This is a genomic window from Aporhodopirellula sallentina SM41, assembly GCF_000346505.1.
GTDB lineage: Bacteria > Planctomycetota > Planctomycetia > Pirellulales > Pirellulaceae > Rhodopirellula > Rhodopirellula sallentina.
The window spans coordinates 1-19644 of the sequence record NZ_ANOH01000208.1 but is presented as its reverse complement, the minus strand read 5'-3'; the positions used below and the strand labels follow the sequence as shown (position 1 = coordinate 19644).

The window sequence follows — 19644 nt, the reverse complement described above, 5'->3', positions numbered from 1 at the left end:
AAGATACAAACGAAGACGACCTTGCCCGAGCAGGTGATGCTCCGACAAGGCCGTGAGGGTTTCGTTTCGATTGTGATGCTTCGTGTCTCAGAGACGAACGCGTCACGGCATTGCGCCGGTTGGCGTGAAGCGTCGACTGCGCTGATTAGAATCCGCTGAACGGATCGTCCATGGCGCCGCCTCCGCCACCGAATGGGTCATCAGCGGGTGCAGCAAACGGGTCGTCTGCCGGAGCGTCGAATGGGTTGCCGCCATCGGCCGGTTCCGAAGTCGCTGGGCCGGCGTCTTCGCCGGTGATGGCGCTATCCATTGCACCCTCGAGCACGTCGGGGGATTCGACGATCGGGTCTTGACCCATGTCATCGGCGAACGGGTCGTCGGCTGGTGGAGCGGCCGGGGGTGTTACGCTGCGTCGCGGTGCTGCGGCGGGTGGATTGGGTGCGGCGCCATCGGCCGGCACACCGAGTTCACCGTAGCGAGCTTGCGATCGGGCGAGGCCGAGTGCCAGTGCGTTCAGACGAGCGGTTTCGCGGATCAGTTCGAGTTCCATACGGGTGGAACCTTGAACGCGTGCGAGCGAGCGACCGACGCTATTGCCGAACGCACCTCGTGCTTCGATCTCGGCGCCCTGTTGGAAGTCGGCTTTTGATTCAAAGCCACGTCCGCTGGCGGCTGCGGCGAGCCCGCGGAAGTAATACGCACGTGGGTCTTGGAATCCGTTGTTGATCGCCATGCTCAACCATTCAGATGCCTTGTTGTATTGTCCGGCATGGTAGGCGTGGACGCCGCGTCCGTAGATCTCCGACAAGACCGCAGATTGGGCGTGGCTGGTCTGTGCGGCGGTGCCCGCAGCGATCGCAACCAATGCGAATACGAGATTTGAAACGAGGTTGAAGCGAAGTTTCATCGCAGACAAGATCCTTGGAGGGGCAGAAACACGAGTCGACAATCGTGGATTGGTTCGTATCGAGCGAGAGCATCGCGAATCGACGCGAGTAGAGAAGGCGGCGGAGAAGATTCAATGATCGATGCCAGCTCACTGAATCGCAGCTTAATTGTGAATCCGAATTATAGCAAACAAATTGGGCTGCTGAGGTTCGCATTTTGAGGCGGAAATCGCGCTTTTCCGGGCGAATCACACGTCTCAGACGGGGGATTTGCGATCAGTCTGGTGTCCATTTGGTAAAGTAGAGACGTCGCACCGGTGTGCCTGCCGCGTGCTTTTGAACTCGTTCCCGCGGACGAATTTGCTGATGTTCACCGGTAATCAACTTAACTCAACGATCCCGAATCTCATGCGCGTCTCGGTGCGTGTTTTGTTCGCGATCTTGCTGCTGCAATGCGGCGGCGTGGCCTGCGGTTTTTCCGATGAGCCAACAGTGAATCCGGCCAACCCGAACGCTGCCGGTTCATCCGAAACGGATTCCTCGGGCACCGTATCGCCGCGCCAACAGCGGGATGAATCGGTGGTCAGTGCCGAGGAAATCGCCCGGCTGATCGAAGGGCTCGCGTCGGACAGCTACGCTACTCGCATCCGTTGTCGCGATCGATTGATGCGAATCGGTTTGGCGGCGTTTGATCAGTTGCGTGAGGCTCGGAATCATCCTGACAATGAGGTCGCCGTCGTGGCTCGGCGGCTGACGCGAGGACTGCGAGTGCAGTGGTCGACGGCGTCGGATTCCTCGGAGGCGAAGGAGTTGCTTTCGGAATACGGGTCACACAGCGTTTCACAGCGACGCAGTCGGATCGAATCGCTCGCCCGTTTGCCACGCAGCGATGCCTTCTCACCGCTGCTTCGGTTGGCAAGGTTCGAGACCGAGCCGGTACTCGCCCGGGCCGCAGCACTAGCAGTGATTGCCCTCGATAGCCGCGATCCGAATGACGCGAGAGACTTCCGCGGAAACGAATCCGAGACCGCTCGTCGTGTGATCGAAAACAACCGAAGAGAGTTTGAGGCGTCTCAGATCGAACTCGCATTGCGACAACAAAAACGTATCAGCAGTCAGTGGTTGCTCCGCTACGCTGCCGACCTCCGGCAAGGTCAGCTGGATATGGATGCATGGGCGGCATTGATACAAGAGAATCGTTCGCAACTCAGCCCGGACGACACAGGGGCGACGAGTGAAGTTCATGTCTCGACGAGTGAATTGCTGAGTTTGATTTGGGTGACGGCTGAACGCGCCATCGCCCACGGTGTGCCTTCCGATGCACTCGGTATCGTGGAAGCGAACGTGGATCTGATTCCGTCGCGCACACGTGCGTTGATTGAGACCGCCACGTGGGCGCTGCAGAACAAACTCTATCGCGCCGTGATCGCCATGCACGCGTCGCATTCCGAGTTGTATCGAAAGAGCCCGATCCTGCTTTACTCGGCGGCGGAAGCGTACAGCCGTACGGGACAAGACGACAGCGCGGGACAGCTCGCTGATATTGCACTGGCGATCAATCCATTGCCTGAGCGAACAGATGATGAAGATGGCGAGGTTCCCCCTGACGACGGCGGCCCGTTCCAACCAAACCGTCCGGCACCGATGCACCCGCAAACGATCGAGAGCCACGCGCAGGCTCATATCGAAATCGCCACGCAGCTCGTTGAACGTGGGTTGTTTCAATGGGCTCAGAAAGAATACGAGATCGTGATCGATCGGTTGCCGATTGATACGGCGGCCTCTTCGTATGCTCGGCTGCAGTTGGCCGACATGTTCGGCGAGCTGTTGCGGCATGCCGATGTTGTCGAAACGCTCGAACCGCTGACGCAGCGAATCGATCAGGACGACGAGTTTCGTGATCGACTGATCAGCCGGCGTTTCTCATACACGATCGTCCAAAGCAACATGGACTATCACCGTGGGTTGTTGCTGATTGAACAGGGACAACTCGAGGCTGCCCAACCGGTTCTCCGCAGAGCATTCGAAATGAATCAGGAGAACATTGACATCCTGATCGCGATGTATCGCCTCGACGGAGACGAGCAATGGAAAGAATCCGTTGCCAAGACGCTCGATGAGCAGATCCGCGAAGCGCAAAGCGAAGTCGAAGATACTCGCAATTCGATGCAGCGTGCCGGACCGTTTCGGCCTGCCAAAGGGGAGCTCGCTAAACGTTTGAACGCGTACGCTTGGTTGGTCAGTAATACCGAAGGCGATACCGATCGTGCGTTGCGGTACAGCAAGGAGTCGTTGCGTTTGACTCCACAGCAACCCGCTCTGATGGATACCTGCGCTCGATGCTATTTCGCGGTCGGTGATGTCGAATCGGCGATCGCCATGCAAAAGAGGGCGTGCGAAGAAATGCCCCATTCACCTCCACTCGAACGCCAGTTGAAAGAGTTTGAAGAGGCGTTGAAGCAGTCACGCAACGAATCCAAACCGACCGGTTAACGCATCACCAGTTTGCCAAGATCTCATCGAGGACACTGTTCGGCGCGTCATTGTTCGGCGCGTCATTGTTCGGCGCGTCGTTGTTCGGCGCGTCGTTGTTCGGCGCGTCGTTGTTCGGCGCGTCGTTGTTCGGCGCCGAAATTTCGATCGCCGGAGGAGCGGTCGTTGTGTTCGCCAGTGATGACCGGCGAGCTTGAAACGAGAACGAAGGAATCGCAGACGCGTAGTAACCACGTTCGGTGAAATTGAATTCCGATCCCTGGCCTGATGCGGGAAGCACGATTTGCGAGATCGAGTTGATGCCGGTAACCGCGTTGTTAGAAACGGTTCCTTGCTGTGTGGTGATCGTTCCCCGGGTCGATACCGCGTCGATAAACTGTTCGGGTTGGTCTTGCGTGATTTGGTAGGTTCCGCCTGCGAGATCACGGAATTCATAGTGCCCTTGAGTGTCGGTCAACGCCGTTCGTTGTACGGAGCGGTCTTGGTTGTCGACTCCGGTTAAACGGATGGTAACCCCCGCGATCGGCATCTCGTGTGATTCGCGTTGACCATTCGCGTTCGTATCCGCCCAGACACTGCCCGACAACACCGCGTCGGAAGGGTCGTCTGTGACGGAGACGACGTGAGAGGCATCCGTGACGATCTCACCGGGATTTGCTGCAACGGGTTGGAGTCCGAGCACGATTGATTCGGTCGGTTCGAGTTGTCCGTCGTCGGCAATCGATAGACTGATCGTTTGCGTGGATCCGTTGCTACTGCCAACGGGAAAAGTGACGCGTGTTGTGTTTAGAACGAAGTCTCCCGATACGGCTGTACTTGATTGCCGCACGATCACGTCGACTTCGAGTGGTTCGGTCAGGACCGCGCCGCCCGTGGTGGTGAGGGCCAGCGTCACCGTGTGGTTTCCGTTGGTCTCGGCAACAATGCTCGTGTCGGTGGCGAAGTCAACGGTGGCGGTGTCGTCGTCCGCGATGGTCGTGGTTACTGATTCGTTGGCAAACGAGATCGACGATGCGAGAGATGAATCAACATTGATGAGTTCCAACAGTGCGATTTCAAATGTCTCGTCACTTTCGATGATGGAATCACCGCGGACATGAACCGTGATGTTTGGGGACGCATTACTTTCGCCGGCGAAGGTGATCGTACCCGCTGCGGAGTCGTAGTCGCTATTCGCGGTTGCGGAACCTTCCGAGGTTGCGTAACGAACTCCGAGGCCGCCCTGAACCGGTGCTGACAACGAGACGGTGTAGGTTGCGATGTTCGTTCCGGTGGGGCCTCCCGGTTCCGCAATGCGGTCCGGTCCGCTGATGCTGAGTGTCGCGGAATCGTCGTTGTGGATGGTTCCGATCGCGCTCGATGAATCGATGTCGATCCACTCGGCGAGGCCTTGCGGGAGTCCAGAAAGATCTCCGAGTCGGAATTGAAACGTCTCGTCAGACTCGACCATTCGGTCCGCAATCGTGTCAACGGAGATGGTTTGCGTTTCGTTTGCCGTACCGTCGAAAGAGATATTGCCGGTTGCGGCGATATAGTCTTCGCTCGCGACAGCGGTATCGTCGACGGTCGCGTGGGCGATTTGAAATTCGCTGCTGATTGGGTTGGACAGCGTCACGGTAAAGTTGAGAGTACCGGGCTGGTTATCGGGATTGCCTTCTTCGGTGCTGGTTGCCCCGGATAGCGAGAGCGTAGTTCGGTCGTCGGCCGCGATTGTGATCTCGGTCGGCTGTTGAGGAAGCGTGATAAATGACGCGATATCGTCGGGGAGACCAGAGAGTGACTCAAGTGCGGCCGAGAATGTCTCGGAAAGCTCGACGACGCTGTCGCCTAGAATGTCGATCGTGAACGATTGAGATTGAATGCCTGATCCAAAACTCAGTGTGCCGGTGGACGTTGAGTAGTCACTGCCTGATGTCGCGGTCCCATCGGTGGTTTGGTAGCCAACCGTGAAATCGTTTTGGACGTTCCCGGTGAGAGATGCCGTTAGTGTGATTGATGTTACCGTTCCCGAGTCGCCTTCGGTGATCGTGGTGTTTGCTGTGTCGAGTGAGAGCGACGCGGTGTCATCGTTCTCGATCGTCGCGGTGAGTTGCGGTTCCGTGATCACCAGATCGGCTCCGTCAGCCAACCCGGATACGGTTCCTAACTGAACGAGAAAGGTTTCGTTCGATTCGACGACCGTGTCTCCTGCTACGGTAACTTCGATCGTTTGGGTTTCGTTCGCGTTCCCGGTGAATGACAGGATCGTGTCAACCGTGGTGTAGTCACCACTGGCCGTGGTTGCCGTTGCGTCGCTGGTAAAAAGCGGGACAGTGAAACCGTCGGCATCAGCGACATCATCGGTGAGTTCGACTTCGAAACGGAATACCCGCGAGTCCGTCGCATTGCCTTCGGTCGCATCTGTGGTGATGTTACGCAGGACAAGGCGAGGTGCGTCGTCGTTCAGGATGGTGAAATCGATTGGCGAACCAAGAATCGTAATCGCGTCGCGGATGACGGGATCGTCTGCGCCGATTTGTTGAAACGCGAGCGTGAAGTTTTCATCCGGTTCGGGAGTGTCGTCGCCGAGAACGTTAATCGAAACCGTCTGGGTCTCGTTGGAATCTCCGGTGAATGTGAGTGTTCCCGCCGTAGGTTCGTAGTCGTTATTTGCCACCGTTGCTGTGCCGTCGGTTGTGGCGTACTGAACGGTGATCCCACCTTGGACTGGGTTGGAAAGGACCGCCTGGGCATTGAGCGGTATGGAGGACCCGAGGGCTCCTTCCAGGGTTTGTAACGTTGTTGCTCCGAGGGTCAGCGTGGCCGAGTCGTCATTGAGGATGCGGGCGGTTGTTTCCGGTGATGGGATGGATACATCGCCGAGATCAATTCCGTTGGCCGCAAAGCGTAGCCCGTCCAGACGCAGGCCGATTGTTTCGTTGGATTCGACAACCGTGTCGGCGATGATAGGGACGCTGATTTGGATCGTCTCACCGTCATTTCCCGACATCGAAAGCGTGCCAGAGCGTGGTGTGAAGTCAGTGCCGGACGTTGCGGCGATTCCAGTGGTGGGTTCGAAGGTTGCGTAGTTGAGGCTCAGTCCCGAATCGACGGCTCCGTTCAATTGGATCGTGTAGATAATCGACGCGTTCTCGCCCGCGTTGCCTTCGACAACGTCGGCAGTTGTCACTGAAATGGACGCGGTGTCGACGTTTGTGACCGTCACCGGCACGGGCGTGAGAGTCAGTGCATCAAATTCAGCATCGTTGCTGACCGTCGGCCCGATTTGCACGTTCGCAACGGTATCACCGTCCACGGCGTCATCGGCTAAACCGGTGACGGTGACAATCTGTGGTGTGTTCCAATTGCCGTTCGTGAAGACGAGTTCGTTCTTGTCGATCGATATCTCGGATGAGTCGGAGAGCGAGAGCGGCACGGTGACGTCTTGTATCGGTTGGCGTTTGAGAACGACACGAAACGTAGTGGTCGTTCCCGATTCGGAAACCGTCAAGTTGTTGTCCGCGATGACCTCGACTCCTCCCTCGTCATCGTTTTCGTTGACAACGGATATGGGAGCGATCTCAATTCCGTCGTACGCCGAGTCACCGCTCGACGCTGCGAATGTGATCCCAAAGGTAACGTCTCCATCGACGAGGACGTCATCTACACCCGTGACCGTCAACGTTTGCGGTTGGTTGTAGTTGTTTGCGTTGAACGTGATGGACGCTGGCGAAACGGTTCCTTCGGAGGTGTCGTTGGAACCGGCGTTGATCGTCACGGTCTGGGACGGTGGCGTGTTGAGAGCGACCGTGAATGTCGCCGAGGTTCCTGTTTCGCTGACTCGTAGCGGAGTCGATGCAACGACGCTGATGCCGGGCACGTCGTTGTCGGTATTGGTGACGGAAACCGGTGTCACCGAGACGATGCGGTACGCGGTGTCATCGCTCGATGAGAGATCGAAAGTGATATTCGACGTTTGAGGGCCGTCGACGGTGAGATCATCCACGCCGGTGAGCACGACCGTTTGAGGCGTGCTCCAGTTCGCGGGAGTGAACGTGAGTGGAGCGGGGGAAACCGTCGCTTCGCCGAGATCACTGCTGGCGAGATTCACCGTCACGTTGGCGATCGGTTGAGATTGCAAGCGAACCGTGAAGCTATCGGTAGAGCCAGATTCATCGACCCGTAGGTCATTGGTGTTGGCGAGGATAATACCTGCGGGATCATCATCGCGGTTGACGAGCGATCGCGTTAAGACATCGAGTGAGTTGTAGCCGGAGTCGGTTGTTGAAGAACTGGTGAAAGTAACTTCGTAGCTGACATCGCCATCGGTGGCTGGGTCGTCGAGCCCGAGAACCGTCACGCTTTTGGGTGTGTCCCAATCGGATGCGTCAAAGGTGAGGAACGTGGGTGATACCGAGGCTTCGGACGGATCACTTGTCCCGATGTCGATTCGAACGGTACCAACCGGCTGAGTTTGCAGACGAGTGGTAATCACTGAAGAGCCACCGGATTCGGTTGTGAATGCGAGCGACGGTTGGGAAATGATTAGGCTGGGAATGTCGTCATCCTGATTGATAACCGTGACGGTCGTTGCGGCAAGGTTGCGGTAGACCTCGTCGCTAGAGTCCGTAGGTTGCACCGAAACCGTATAAGTTTGATCGCCGTCGGTGACGTCGTCGTCGACTCCTTCGATCGTGACCTGTTGAATCTGGTCGAAGTTGCTAGGTGTGAACGTCAGTTGCGTTTGAGTCGGGACGCCTTCGCTCGTGTCCGAGGACATGATTGCAACGACAACATTGGTGGCAGGTTGTTGTGATAGCCGGACGCCGAACGTGTCGGAGCTGTCGATACCATTGGCTTCTTTCGTGGCAAGTCCCGAAATCGGAGAGACGATCAGGCGAGCAGTGTCTCCGACATTCGTCACCGTGATCGGGGTGACGTTTAACGCGGCGTAGGTCGCGTCATCACTTCCAGATAGATCGAATGTGATGTTTGTTGATTTCTCGCCATCGATGACGCCGTCGTCGATACCACGGACAGTAATCGTTTGAGATTGGTCCCAGTTTTGAGGCGTGAAGGTAACAACCGTCGGGGTCACTGTGACTTCATCGGTATTGCTACTGGCGAGTTGAATCGTGACGTTTTCGAGCGGCTGCGATTGCAGGCGAAGGTTGAAACTGTCGGTTCCTCCGTCTTCATCCACTTGAAGATCGTCGGCGTTTTCGAAAAGGATACCCGCCGAATCGTTGTCTTGATTGGTCAGCGTGCGGACTACCGGCGACACGGAGTTGTAGGCGGTATCGGTCGTCGATCGGCTAGACACCGTGATCGTGTATTCCACGTTGCCATCGGTGATGACATCATCGACGCCGGTGATTGTGATCGTTTGCGGTTGGTCCCAATTGTTCGAATTGAATGATGTTGATGTTGGCGATGCGGAACCTTCAGATGGATCGTTGGACGCGATATCGATGGAGACAACCCCGGTCGGTTCGGACGCCAACGCGACGGTGAACGTTGACGTTGTTCCGTTCTCGGAGGTAGAGGAACTGGCAACTTCCGAGACGATGATGTCTGCCACGTCGTCGTCTTGGTTTGTGACGGAAACCGAGCGAGTTGGGAGTGCTTGATAGTTCGAATCACTACTCGGGTCGACCGAGAGATTGATTTGGTAGCCGACCGATCCATCGATTAGATCGTCGTCGACTCCTGAGACCATCACGACCTGAGTTTGGTCCCAGTTGCTCGGGGTAAAGGTCAGCGTCGACGAGTTGACGGTTCCCTCGCCTGGATCAGATGACGAGAGGTTAAGGATCACATCAGACGTCGGCTGAGAAGTGAGTCGCACGTTGAATACATCGCTTTGTCCATTCTCGCGGGTCACCAAACCCGAACTCGGTTGAATGATGAGTCCGGCGACGGTGGTGTTTTGGTTAGTCGCGGTGATCGTGGGGACGGCAATGTTTCGGTAGAAGAGATCGCTGCTCGTGACGGTTCCCGACACGGTGAAAGTTTGTGCTAAATCGACGACCTCATCATCGACGCCTCTTAACGTCAGTGTTTGGTTTTGATTCCAATTGGTTGACGTGAATGTGAGTTGTCCTGGTGAGACGGTTCCTTCCTCTGTGTCGGATGAAACGAAATTGACAGTCACCGGCGCGGTCGGCTGAGAGTTCAGACGCACCTGGGCGGTTGCGGTTTGCCCGCTTTCATTGGTGATCAATCCGGTCGTCGGCGAGATCACGACGCTCGCAGTGTCGTTGTCGTTAACACTGACGATGAGATCATCGACAGAAACGCCGCTGAACGAAGGGTCGGAGCTTTGCAAATTGCTGGTCGACAACGTCACATCTAAATCGGCTTCCGCGACCGAATCATTGACTGCGGTGATTTGGATTGATTGAGGAGTGTTCCAATTCGACGGCGAGAAGCTGAGAGTGGTGGATGAGAGTGATACCTGGTTGGCTGTTTGCGAGGAGATTGTAAAGGAAACGTCGGCGTTAGGTGCCCGGTTCAGTGCGACTTGGAATGTTGACGATGATCCACCCTCGGTAACCTGCAGGTTGCCTGCGTTGGTAAAGACAACGCCGCCTCCGACAATCGAGATCTGGTCTCCGGTGACGTCGAACTCAGTGACTTCACCGAACGGACGATAGAACTCCGCACGAAGGTTGGCTTCATTGGCTTGAACGGCATCGAGATCCACGTCGCCGGTCGCGAGCGCGGTGACGTTGATTTCGAAGAATAGCAACTCATCGTCTTTGGCGTCGCCAACCGGTTCGGTGCTGTCGCGTCCATTGAGGTTGTCCAGTTGGCTCGACAAAATCTCGCCGTTGTTGGCACGCCCGGGGACTGTTTGGAATTCACTGCCGAGTGTGATCGGGCCGGAAAACTGCAGCAGAGAAGGATCGTATGGGACGTCGAACGCGGCCTGCAGGATGCCAGATGGAATCGTCGATGACGACGGAGCACGTAGATCCTGAACGTAAGTTCGCATCACATACGTCTCGCCCACGTTGAGCGAAGTCAGCTCCGATCCGGTTCCGCTGGACGGAAAGAAGGCGAAACGGACGCCGAAACCGTCGAGCAGGTGACGCGGTTCGAGCGACTGAAACTGAAGCGAGTTCCGCTTGTTGCGAGTTCGACGGCAACGCGTTTGGGAAGTTGCCGAGCGACGTTGGCCGTGCCGTCGTCGTGATTGCCGACGTGGATGGTCCATCTGGATTGCAACTCATGAGAGGGCAGAAAAGAAACGGCGGCGGAACAATCCGCCGCCGTTGTGCACTCATGATTTTAGTCTCGAATTATCCAGAGGCTATCTTTCGGGGCGAAGATAGCGAGACAATGGTGATTTCCATCCACGTTAGTTGATGTGGTTGAGGAACCCGTTGAAGTCAACGTTGGTCATCACCGATGACAGTTGGCTGCGATCGAGCGTGTCGCCCGCGTCGTTACCGCCGTCGATCGAGGCCCGAGGTCCGAAATCAATGTCGTCAATCAGGTCAACGCGATCTTGGTCTTCGCCGAGCCCAATGAACGTGCCGGCGGTCACCATCACGTCTTCGAGAGTGACGCGGTCATCACCGCCACCCGCGTCGGCATCGTCTGCCAAGCTGGCCAAGCCGAGTCCGCCGAAGAGTGCGTCGACCATCGCGGGACGGAATCCAGTGGTATTGCCAATATTCAGGACGCCATCGACCAAGACGTCCGTCATGTTGACGGTGTCATCTCCGTCACCGAGCCCGATGTCGACGAGCCCCTTCAAGTCGGCATTGATGAAGCTCATGCGTTCGTTGCCTGCACCGTTGCCGAATTGAATCGCACTTCCCGTCAGGGTATTTCCACCGATGATTGTGCGAGCGGCGACATCACCTTCGGTTCCGGCCTTGCCGATCACAATGGTGTTGGTGTCATGGTCCATGCCGTTATTGACGACGATCCCGCTAGGCAGACGCGACTCTTCAATGGTCAAACGATCGTCACCGGCAGCGTTGGTAACGTTGAGTCGTCCACCACCGAGGATGTCCGAACCGATCACACTGTCGTTGTGAATCATGATCGACGATCCGTGCAGGAAGTCACCTTCACCGTTTTCGATGTCGGTGCCACCGTAAATGTTGATCGCCGAGAAATTGACTTCGTCGAAACCATCTTCGTTATGGATCACGACGTTCCCGCGAATACGGCTGGGGTCGGTCGCGTTGTCGCGTTCGAGCGTCGTGCGACTGCCGCCGTCACCGTTGTAAATCTCCAAAACGTTTTGAGGCATGGTCACAAGGTGTTCGCCGATGTCAGTGTTGCTGATCTTAATAATGTCAGCGGCACCGGTGGCATTTGGGGTGTGGGTCATCCCATCAAAATCAAACAACCCATCGTTGCTAATGGATAGGCCGCCTTTGAGATTGCTGTCGACGATCGTGATATCACTGCCGCCACCACCGGATTCGATATGAGTCGAGAAGAAGCTTCGACCTCCGTCCATCTCAATCGTGTCGTCTTGAACGACAACGCTGTCGAGCATCGTGGTTCCGATGTCATCATCGTCTTGATGGCTGACGATCAGCGAGTCGACCTCAAGGTCGGTCAGAGAAACCACGGCTTCGCCGTTGGTCAAAATTTCAAGTTGACCGTCGAGGAATGATTCATCGGTTTCGGATTGATCCAAGCCAACAAATTCCACAACGTCAGCGCCGCCTTGTGGGATGGCCGGATTTCCCAGCAGCGACATAGCGGTGCTATCGCCAAAGTTGATGCGGATGTTGTGAATCGTATCACTGACTGGGGTTTGATAGGTGTCGCCAACAATACCGCCCGCGAAACTGAAAAGAGTTTCAGAGCCTTCTTTAGCTTTGATCGTAAAGCTTTCTGACGGAGAGAACGCACGGCGAGAGTCTTGCCAAATCTCGATCTCGTTTGCGTTTGTGTCTCCAGTCAATTCGATGGTGTCGCCGTCAATTTCAATGGTGACAAAGTTGGCTGCGAGAACTCGGCGGCTTTCAAGAGATTCCACTTGGATGCGGCGTCGGCGCATTGCCTTGGCACGGCTTCGAGTGGGCTCACGGCGTTGTCGTTTGAAGAGTTTCATGAGGTGTTGACCTTCGGTTCAAGATGAGCGTGACTGTCCATAACACAAACCGCAACGCCAAGCCCTCGACGCGCTACCCCACTTTTGGGATACCCTTCTTTCTATTTCCGGGCACATCGAGAAGCAAGTAAAGACTCATTGAATTGCCGTTTTAATCGGTAAAATACGACTAAACGGACCCCGTATTCAGATTCTTTGGCCCGGTCTCGCTAGTCCCCCTAGATTGTTGGTGGAGGCATAATTAGGCGGGCCCTGCTAGCGAGAGTGTCTCGTCAACGGGCGGAAAAGACATGCATTCTTAAGATGTTGATGCGGATCGAGAGTTGTGAATGTTCCGCTAAAGTGCCTCCTACTAAGCCGTTCTATGAGAGTCGTGCAACTCAACGCATCTTGGCTGATCGGATTGGTCATGGCATCGGTTCTTAAGAAACCGAGTTGACTTAGGTAGAAGATTGCTATCTTTGCACTCGTTTTGCTTATGATGGCATGCGTAGAACTCGATTGAATCGATTCTATTGTGGATGCAGGGATGGTTGGTGTTTTAAGATTTCCAGCGAGACCATTCCCGCGATGCCAAAAAATTTCGCGACTACCGCACGACACTTAAAACGCACCGGACGAGCACGCCGGTTGCGAGTCGAGTCGCTTGAGTCGCGCAGGCTTCTGGCGTCGGACATCTTGGTTTCGGCAATCGACGCTCCGTCAAACGGCGATGCCAATCACTCATCGATGTCGATCATCGATTTGCGCGATCGTGAGGTTTCGCCGATCGTTTCTGCCGGCGTGTTACAAACTGACATCGGTGACCCGGATGAGGGCGTCGTGGGTTTGGCCGTTTTGCCGGACGGGACAGTCGTCTCCGCCACGAGCACGCAGTCCGGTCGCGATCGTTCGAACGCGAGTGAGTTGGTCGTACGTGAATCTTTGAGCGGTGTCGTTGTTCGTCGGTTGAACGTTGAGTTGGATGGGACTCCGATTGCGATCGCGGATTTGGCAAACGATGCCGACGGTCGTGTTCTCGGCGTGACTGCCGCGTTGAACGACCCGACTGAGTCAGCAAGATTGGTTCAGGTTGATGTCGAAACCGGAGAGGCGACGTTGATCGGCGATACGGGATTGCTCGGCCAGGTATCCATTGCGATGCATCCCGATGGGACACTTTTTGCAACGTCGCAAGACAGTGGTTTCTCGCCACTGACGTTGCACCAACTCGATGTGGTTGATGCGAGCGTGATCGAGTCCAATGCGATTCAGGATCACACGCCCTATGGCTTCACGACAGGTTTGGCTGTGCACCCCGAATCGGGTTTACTCTACGGAAGCGAATCGCACTTGGGGCGTTTCTTCGTAATCGATCCGGTCGCTCACTCGCGGACTTTTCTTTCAACACAGTCACCACTGCGAGGCGTTTCCGGAGACATCGCGTTTGCGACGCGACTTGATTCCGATGATGTGCGTCAATTGTTTTATGCCGGCTTCAATGAGGATGCCGACGGTTTTTCGATTGATAACTCCGGTGGTGATATCGGAGGTCTCTGGCATCGCTCGTTAGGACGGCGGGAGGACGGATTACTCAACCACTCTCTTAGCGGTTCGTTCTACTACGGATTGTTTGAGGGCGCCGATGGCGGAGGGAACACGATTCTCGATCGCTACCATCGCGGTGTGATTTCGTCGCCCGAGGTGATCCTGCCCGAGGAGGGAACCTCGGTTCTCAGTTTCAGCTATCTGCTCGATACGCGTGCTGAGTTGACGCGTGATTTTGTGACTGTGTCGATCGACGATGGAACGTCGGTGACGCCAATTCTCAGTCGGGCGGAAGGAACCTTGCCGGAAACGGAGGGTGCCTGGTTGACCGCGACGTATGACTTGTCCGCATTTGCCGGGCAAACCATATCGGTCGATTTCGAATACGACTCCGGCGATCCGGTACTGGCGGATCCAGAGGGATGGTATGTGGACGACGTGGTGATCGTGCATCTCGATGATCCGACTCCTTTGACGGCGGACGTTTCTGTTGGAAAGTCCGTCAGTGATGAAACACCGAACGAAAATCAGACGATCCGCTACACGCTGACCGCAACCAATTCGGAGGACTCGGAGGCAACCGCGACCGGCGTGGTGGTGACAGACGTTCTGCCCGATGGCGTTACCTTCGTATCAGCCGAGGCGAGTGAAGGGATCTATGATCTTGAATCCGGCGTTTGGGACGGCATTGAATTGGCACGAGGCGAGACGCAGACGTTGGTGTTGAGCGTGATCGTTGACGCCGGCACGGCGGGACAGACCGTTCTCAACTCGGCATCGATCATCAGCGATCTTGAAGACCCCAGCGACGATGGCAATCAATCGGAGGTGGCGGTAACGGTCAACAGCGTCGACCTGTCGGTAGACAAGACGGTTGAGAACGCAACACCAACGGTGGGCGAATCGGTCACTTTCGAGATTGTCGTTGCCAATGCGGACGACTCCAATGCGGTGGCAACGGGCGTCACTTTGGTCGACGTTTTGCCAGTCGGTTTGAGTTTCGTTTCGGCCAGCGACAATGGTGAGTATGACGATGCGGATCGTACAATTTCATGGGCTCTGCCTGACATTGAAATTGGTGGTGATTTTGTTGTGACGGTTGTCGCAAACGTCGCGGCGGACGCGCCGTTGTCGACGCTTGTAAACGTTGTACGAGTTGAGGCTGACGAGACCGATCCCGATGGTGACAACAACGAATCAACCGCGTCGCTTACTCCGCGAGCGATCGCTTCACAGACGGTGCAGTTTCTTGCGCCGCTGAGCGTGTTTCGTGCGGGGGAATTAGTGCTGCCAGCACGTTCGCAAATCGATGCGTTGGGGCTTGTTTGGGAGGATGTCAATCAAGACGGGATTTGGGACGCGTCCGAGTCGGCGGTGAACGGGGCGACGGTTAGTTTGTTTCAGGGGGCGACGTTATTCGGTTCGACTGTCACCGGATCCTACGATCTCGATGAAGACGGGGTGATCGATCCACTGACCGAAAGCGGAGTCTATTTCTTTGCATCTGGTGGACTGCTCGAAGGAGTCTTTGAGGTTCGAGTCGACCTGCCGGATTCCGTCAGCACAACGTTTCCATCGAGCGGTGCGTTGGAAATCGAGATACGTCAGGGTGTGCCGGTGTCTGAGCGACCGCTCGGTTCGTCTCGTCTTCCATCGGGAACCGAAACGTCCTCGACCAATATCGGTATCTCTCAAGACTTTGTGAGTGCACCGACCGATGACATCGGGACGATCATTGGTTACTCGTGGGCAGACGTCAATCAGAATGGGGTCTGGGATGAGAACGAGGAGGTTCGAAAAGGCGTCCAGTACTTTTTGGACCTGAACAACGATGGCGTCATCGATCCGCAGCTCGAACCGGTTTCGGTTACCGATGATGAAGGCCGCTATCGTTTTGCGTCGTTGGTACCGGGAACCTATGTCATCCGAGAAAACGATTTTGATCGAGATCACCCTCTCAACCCTGATGGCGGAACCGTTCTCGTATCGACTTTTCCCGTGAATCAATCGCAGGAGACGACTCCAGCGCACACCGCCGTCGTTAGCAGCGGAGAGGTGGTGCAAGCGGAACGCGGAACCGCACAGGCTCCGAATTTCGGAGCGATGGAGATCGGTCGCTATGTTCGTCCGGCAGACGTTTATGCTGATTGGCTCACGGAGTATCCGCTATTGCAGGACGCTCTGGCAACGACGCAGTTGTTCACCGTCGATAATCACAGTAGCGACACGTTCCGTGTCACGCAGATTGACCAGTTGAATCTCAACGACACCGAGGCGGGTTACGTGAGCGTCCAGCAAGTCGCCAGTGACCGCAGTTTGATCGATCCGGTCTTTCCAATCGACGTGCCTGTGGGAGGTGCCGTTGAGTTTGTCGCGTTCTATGCTCCGGTGCAACGAAATGCTGACAATCAAGTGACAGCTCAGGAGCCGGACTGGTTGAGTGCCGACAGTCAAACGCAGGTTCATACTTTTGCAGCGGACGCGGTCCTTGAAGTCGTTACCGACACCGGTCTGCGTTTTCCCATCAAGCTGGTTGGTGGATCGACTTTTGATAGTGACGTCAATTACGACGGCGTGGTTGACGCCGAAGATGCCACCATTCTGAATGACTTGTTGGTGCTCGAGCCGGTCGTTCACGAGCAATCTGTCCGGTTTGATCCGAGCAAAGACATCAACGTTCGTTGCCCCAACGGAGCCGATCAAGTCACAGGCACGTGTGATTTCTCCGTCGGTGGAGCTCCTGCTCGTGAGATTTCTTTGGGAGATTTCGGCCCGATAAACGTCGAAATCGAGCTGTTCGAATCCGGGGAGGTTTTGCGGAGTGCGATCCCGTTGGCGGTCAGCCTGCCCCCGGGGAACCCTCTCGTCGGCACGATTGGAGAGGATGACGAGAGAGCGTCGGCCGTCGACGAAGTGATGCGAACACTCGTTTAGCAGTGTTTCACGGAGTTTCACGCCGCTCGGGTGTGAAATCTCTCTTGACGTCATCACAGGCCCACTCGACACTCCGCAAAGGAATACACACCCTTCGACACTCTGCCACGGACGGCAAAGGGATCGACATGACACGGAACGTCAATCGCAAGCGGTCGCATCACCGCACCTCTCCAACGTTACGGCTCGAAACGCTCGAAAGCCGAAGGCTGCTCGCCGTTGCCGCGTTCGAGTCTGAGTTGCTCGTCGATAATAACGGCGTTCCCGGCGAGGTCATTGTTGACAATACGGTGACAGCCGGCGAGACGTTCTTCCTGCGAGTCACCACGCAAGAGTTCGACCCCATGCGCTACGGACTCCAATCCGTCGGCGTGGACATCGAGTGGGATGCGTCGCTGCTCGATGTGGTCGAAGAAGATTTTGTGCTCGAATCGGTGATTACCGCCAACTTGCCGGTGCTGCAAAAGGGCACGCTTGATCAAGCCTCCGGTACGATCGAAGGGCTCAGCGGCACTTCGCTGTCTGCGTTAGGGGCGGGGCGACCGATCGGTAATGCGGTTCCGGAAACGTTTGTTCTGATTCGGATGCGAGCGGGAGACGAGGCTGGCGTCGCGGAGTTGGATCTTCAGAAAGGAAGTGCCAAAACGATTACGGCGCCAACCGCGTCACTCGGCGAACGACATTTAGACTTTGACAGCGAGACGATCACAATCGTCGCACCGGCGAGTGAATCGGAAACTCCGATCGAGTCCACACCCAACCCGATTCCATCCGAACCCGACGCTGAAGAATCGCCAGATGCGCCCGTGGAAGAACCAGCCGCGTCGGTTGAGGAGCCAGTCGCTGCGGAACCGGAGGAGATCCTTCCGCAGGAAACTTTGTCGGTGGAGCCCGAAGAAACGATCGAACCGGAAACCGGTGGGCAGGAGATCGATACACCTGTTGTTGAACTTCCTGTAGAAACTCCCGTTGAGGAAGTTGCCCCCTCGGATCCGTCCGATGATGTTCTCGACGCTTCGTTGCCAGCAGAGGAGGCGTTCGAAGAGCCTTCGGAAGTCACGTCTGAAAATACGGAGCCGACCGAGTCGAATCAGGAGCAAGCGGACGCGGTCGATGAAGTAATGTCTTTTGACTTCAACGGAGACGGAATCTTCGATTTGGCAGATTTTGGATTGATGAACGCCCAGGCGTCCTCGGATGCCAACGCAACTTCTGTAGAAGTTGAATCCGCTGTTGAACATGCCGAACCGATGGTTTCGGACGAGCACAAAACGGCGGAACCAGAAGTTGAATTATTGGCACCATGTATCGCGATCCCTGCGATCGGGGACGTGGCCGCGACTGAACAATGGCTGGATGAATTCGCCAAAGCTTGGTTGGCCGATTCGGACGCTCGTGCACAACGACGTGAAGAATCCCTGCTCTTTTGAATTGCCGAGGTCGCGGCCGTTGGGCCGGTCCTTCTTTCGGCGTGATCCGGCGACGGTTGCTCGTGAATTGCTCGGTTGCGCGATGCTGCATTGCTGCGACGGCGAGTGGCTCGGCGGATGGATCGTGGAGACCGAGGCGTATTTGGCGGAAGGCGACCCCGCCTGTCATGCTGCTCGCGGACGAGGACGCAGCAACGCCTCGATGTTTGAGCCTGCAGGGACGTTGTATGTCTACCCGATTCACGCAAAGCACTGTGTGAATTTGGTAACGGAAAATGCCGGCGTTGGGTCCGCTGTTCTCATTCGAGCGATCGAGCCTGTCTGGGGGATCGATGCGATGATGCAGAACCGCAACGTATCGGATTTGCGCCGCGTGACATCGGGGCCAGGCATGATTTGTTCCGCGATGGGCATCGATCGGGCGAGCGACGCAATGGATGTCACCCGCGCCGACGATTGGTTGTTAACCGGCGGCCATCAGGTTGCCGATCGCGTGACGCAAACTCCACGAATCGGTGTCAGCCGAGCCGCCGATTTGCGGCTGCGATTCTTCGTCGACGGTAACCGATTTGTCAGCGGATTGGCGCGGGAGCATACGCGTCCGCGTCGCGATGTTCTCGGGCCGGATAAAGATCCATCGCGATAGCAAGACTCAGGCATTGCGAGATTCAAAGTAGTCAGCAATTGCGTCGAGAATGCGTTCGCTCGCTTTGCCATCACCGTACGGGTTACTGGCCTTTGCCATCGCGTCGTAGCTGGCTCGATCGGTGAGCAGTTCGCTCACACCATCGACGATCTTTTCGCGAACCGGGCCGACCAATCGGACGGTTCCGGCGTCGACGCCTTCGGGGCGTTCGGTCGTGTCTCGCATCACCAACACGGGTTTGCCCAAGCCGGGTGCCTCTTCTTGAACACCGCCGGAGTCGGTGAGCACCAACTCGCATGCCTGCATCAGCGCGACGAACGGACGGTACGGTTGAGGCGGCAGCAGGATCACGTTGTCGAGTTCGCCGAGCGTTTTTTCGACCGGCCCTTGAACGTTCGGATTGAGGTGCACGGGGTAGACAAAACGTACGTCCGGGAAGCGATGGGCGAGGTCAGCGATCGCGGCGCAGATGGATTCAAATCCGCCGCCGAAGTTTTCGCGGCGATGGCCGGTGATCAAGACAAATCGTTTCTGTCGCCAATCCGACGGCAGAACACTGGCCAATTGGGTCTCCACTTCGGCGGCGACCTGCGGATCTTTCTGTCGTTCGACCTCCAGGTGCAACGCGTCGATGACGGTGTTTCCGGTGACTGAAATGCGGTC

8 protein-coding genes are annotated in these 19644 nt (G+C 56.3%); 4 read left to right on the top strand and 4 right to left on the bottom strand.

The window, feature by feature from the left end; translation table 11 throughout:
* Positions 1–145: 145 nt before the first annotated feature.
* Positions 146–907 carry a hypothetical protein gene (locus RSSM_RS13585; protein WP_008679531.1) on the bottom strand — a complete coding sequence of 254 codons (762 nt, stop codon included), beginning with the start codon at positions 905–907 and terminating at the stop codon, positions 146–148.
* Between the two features lie 346 nt (positions 908–1253).
* Between RSSM_RS13585 and RSSM_RS13580 the strand changes: the two genes are divergently transcribed.
* Positions 1254–3380, top strand: a complete 2127-nt coding sequence (locus RSSM_RS13580; protein ID WP_044302506.1) for a tetratricopeptide repeat protein — start codon at positions 1254–1256, stop codon at positions 3378–3380.
* 4 nt (positions 3381–3384) lie between these two features.
* Here RSSM_RS13580 and RSSM_RS13575 read toward each other — a convergent pair whose 3' ends face one another.
* A complete protein-coding gene (locus RSSM_RS13575; RefSeq protein WP_008679527.1) occupies positions 3385–10578 on the bottom strand; it encodes a Calx-beta domain-containing protein in 7194 nt (2397 codons plus the stop codon).
* A 144-nt stretch (positions 10579–10722) separates the two neighbouring features.
* Positions 10723–12444, bottom strand: coding sequence for a hypothetical protein (locus tag RSSM_RS13570; protein WP_008679526.1), 1722 nt, complete (start codon positions 12442–12444; stop codon positions 10723–10725).
* 570 nt (positions 12445–13014) lie between these two features.
* Between RSSM_RS13570 and RSSM_RS13565 the strand changes: the two genes are divergently transcribed.
* The 3 genes from RSSM_RS13565 to RSSM_RS13555 all read left to right on the top strand — a co-directional run bounded on the left by RSSM_RS13565 (position 13015) and on the right by RSSM_RS13555 (position 18981).
* Positions 13015–16905 (top strand): SdrD B-like domain-containing protein, encoded by a 3891-nt coding sequence (locus tag RSSM_RS13565; protein WP_008679523.1) that lies wholly within the window; start codon positions 13015–13017, stop codon positions 16903–16905.
* A gap of 128 nt (positions 16906–17033) precedes the next feature.
* Entirely contained in the window at positions 17034–18335 is a 1302-nt protein-coding gene (locus tag RSSM_RS13560; protein ID WP_008679521.1) for a hypothetical protein, read from the top strand.
* Complete coding sequence (locus tag RSSM_RS13555) at positions 18262–18981, top strand: DNA-3-methyladenine glycosylase (protein ID WP_081613777.1); 720 nt, start codon at positions 18262–18264, stop codon at positions 18979–18981. Before RSSM_RS13560 ends, RSSM_RS13555 begins: the two co-directional genes overlap by 74 nt.
* A gap of 6 nt (positions 18982–18987) precedes the next feature.
* Here the strand turns inward: RSSM_RS13555 and wecB are convergent.
* The coding region (gene wecB, locus RSSM_RS13550; protein ID WP_044302504.1) for a non-hydrolyzing UDP-N-acetylglucosamine 2-epimerase at positions 18988–19644 on the bottom strand (657 nt) is incomplete at its 5' end.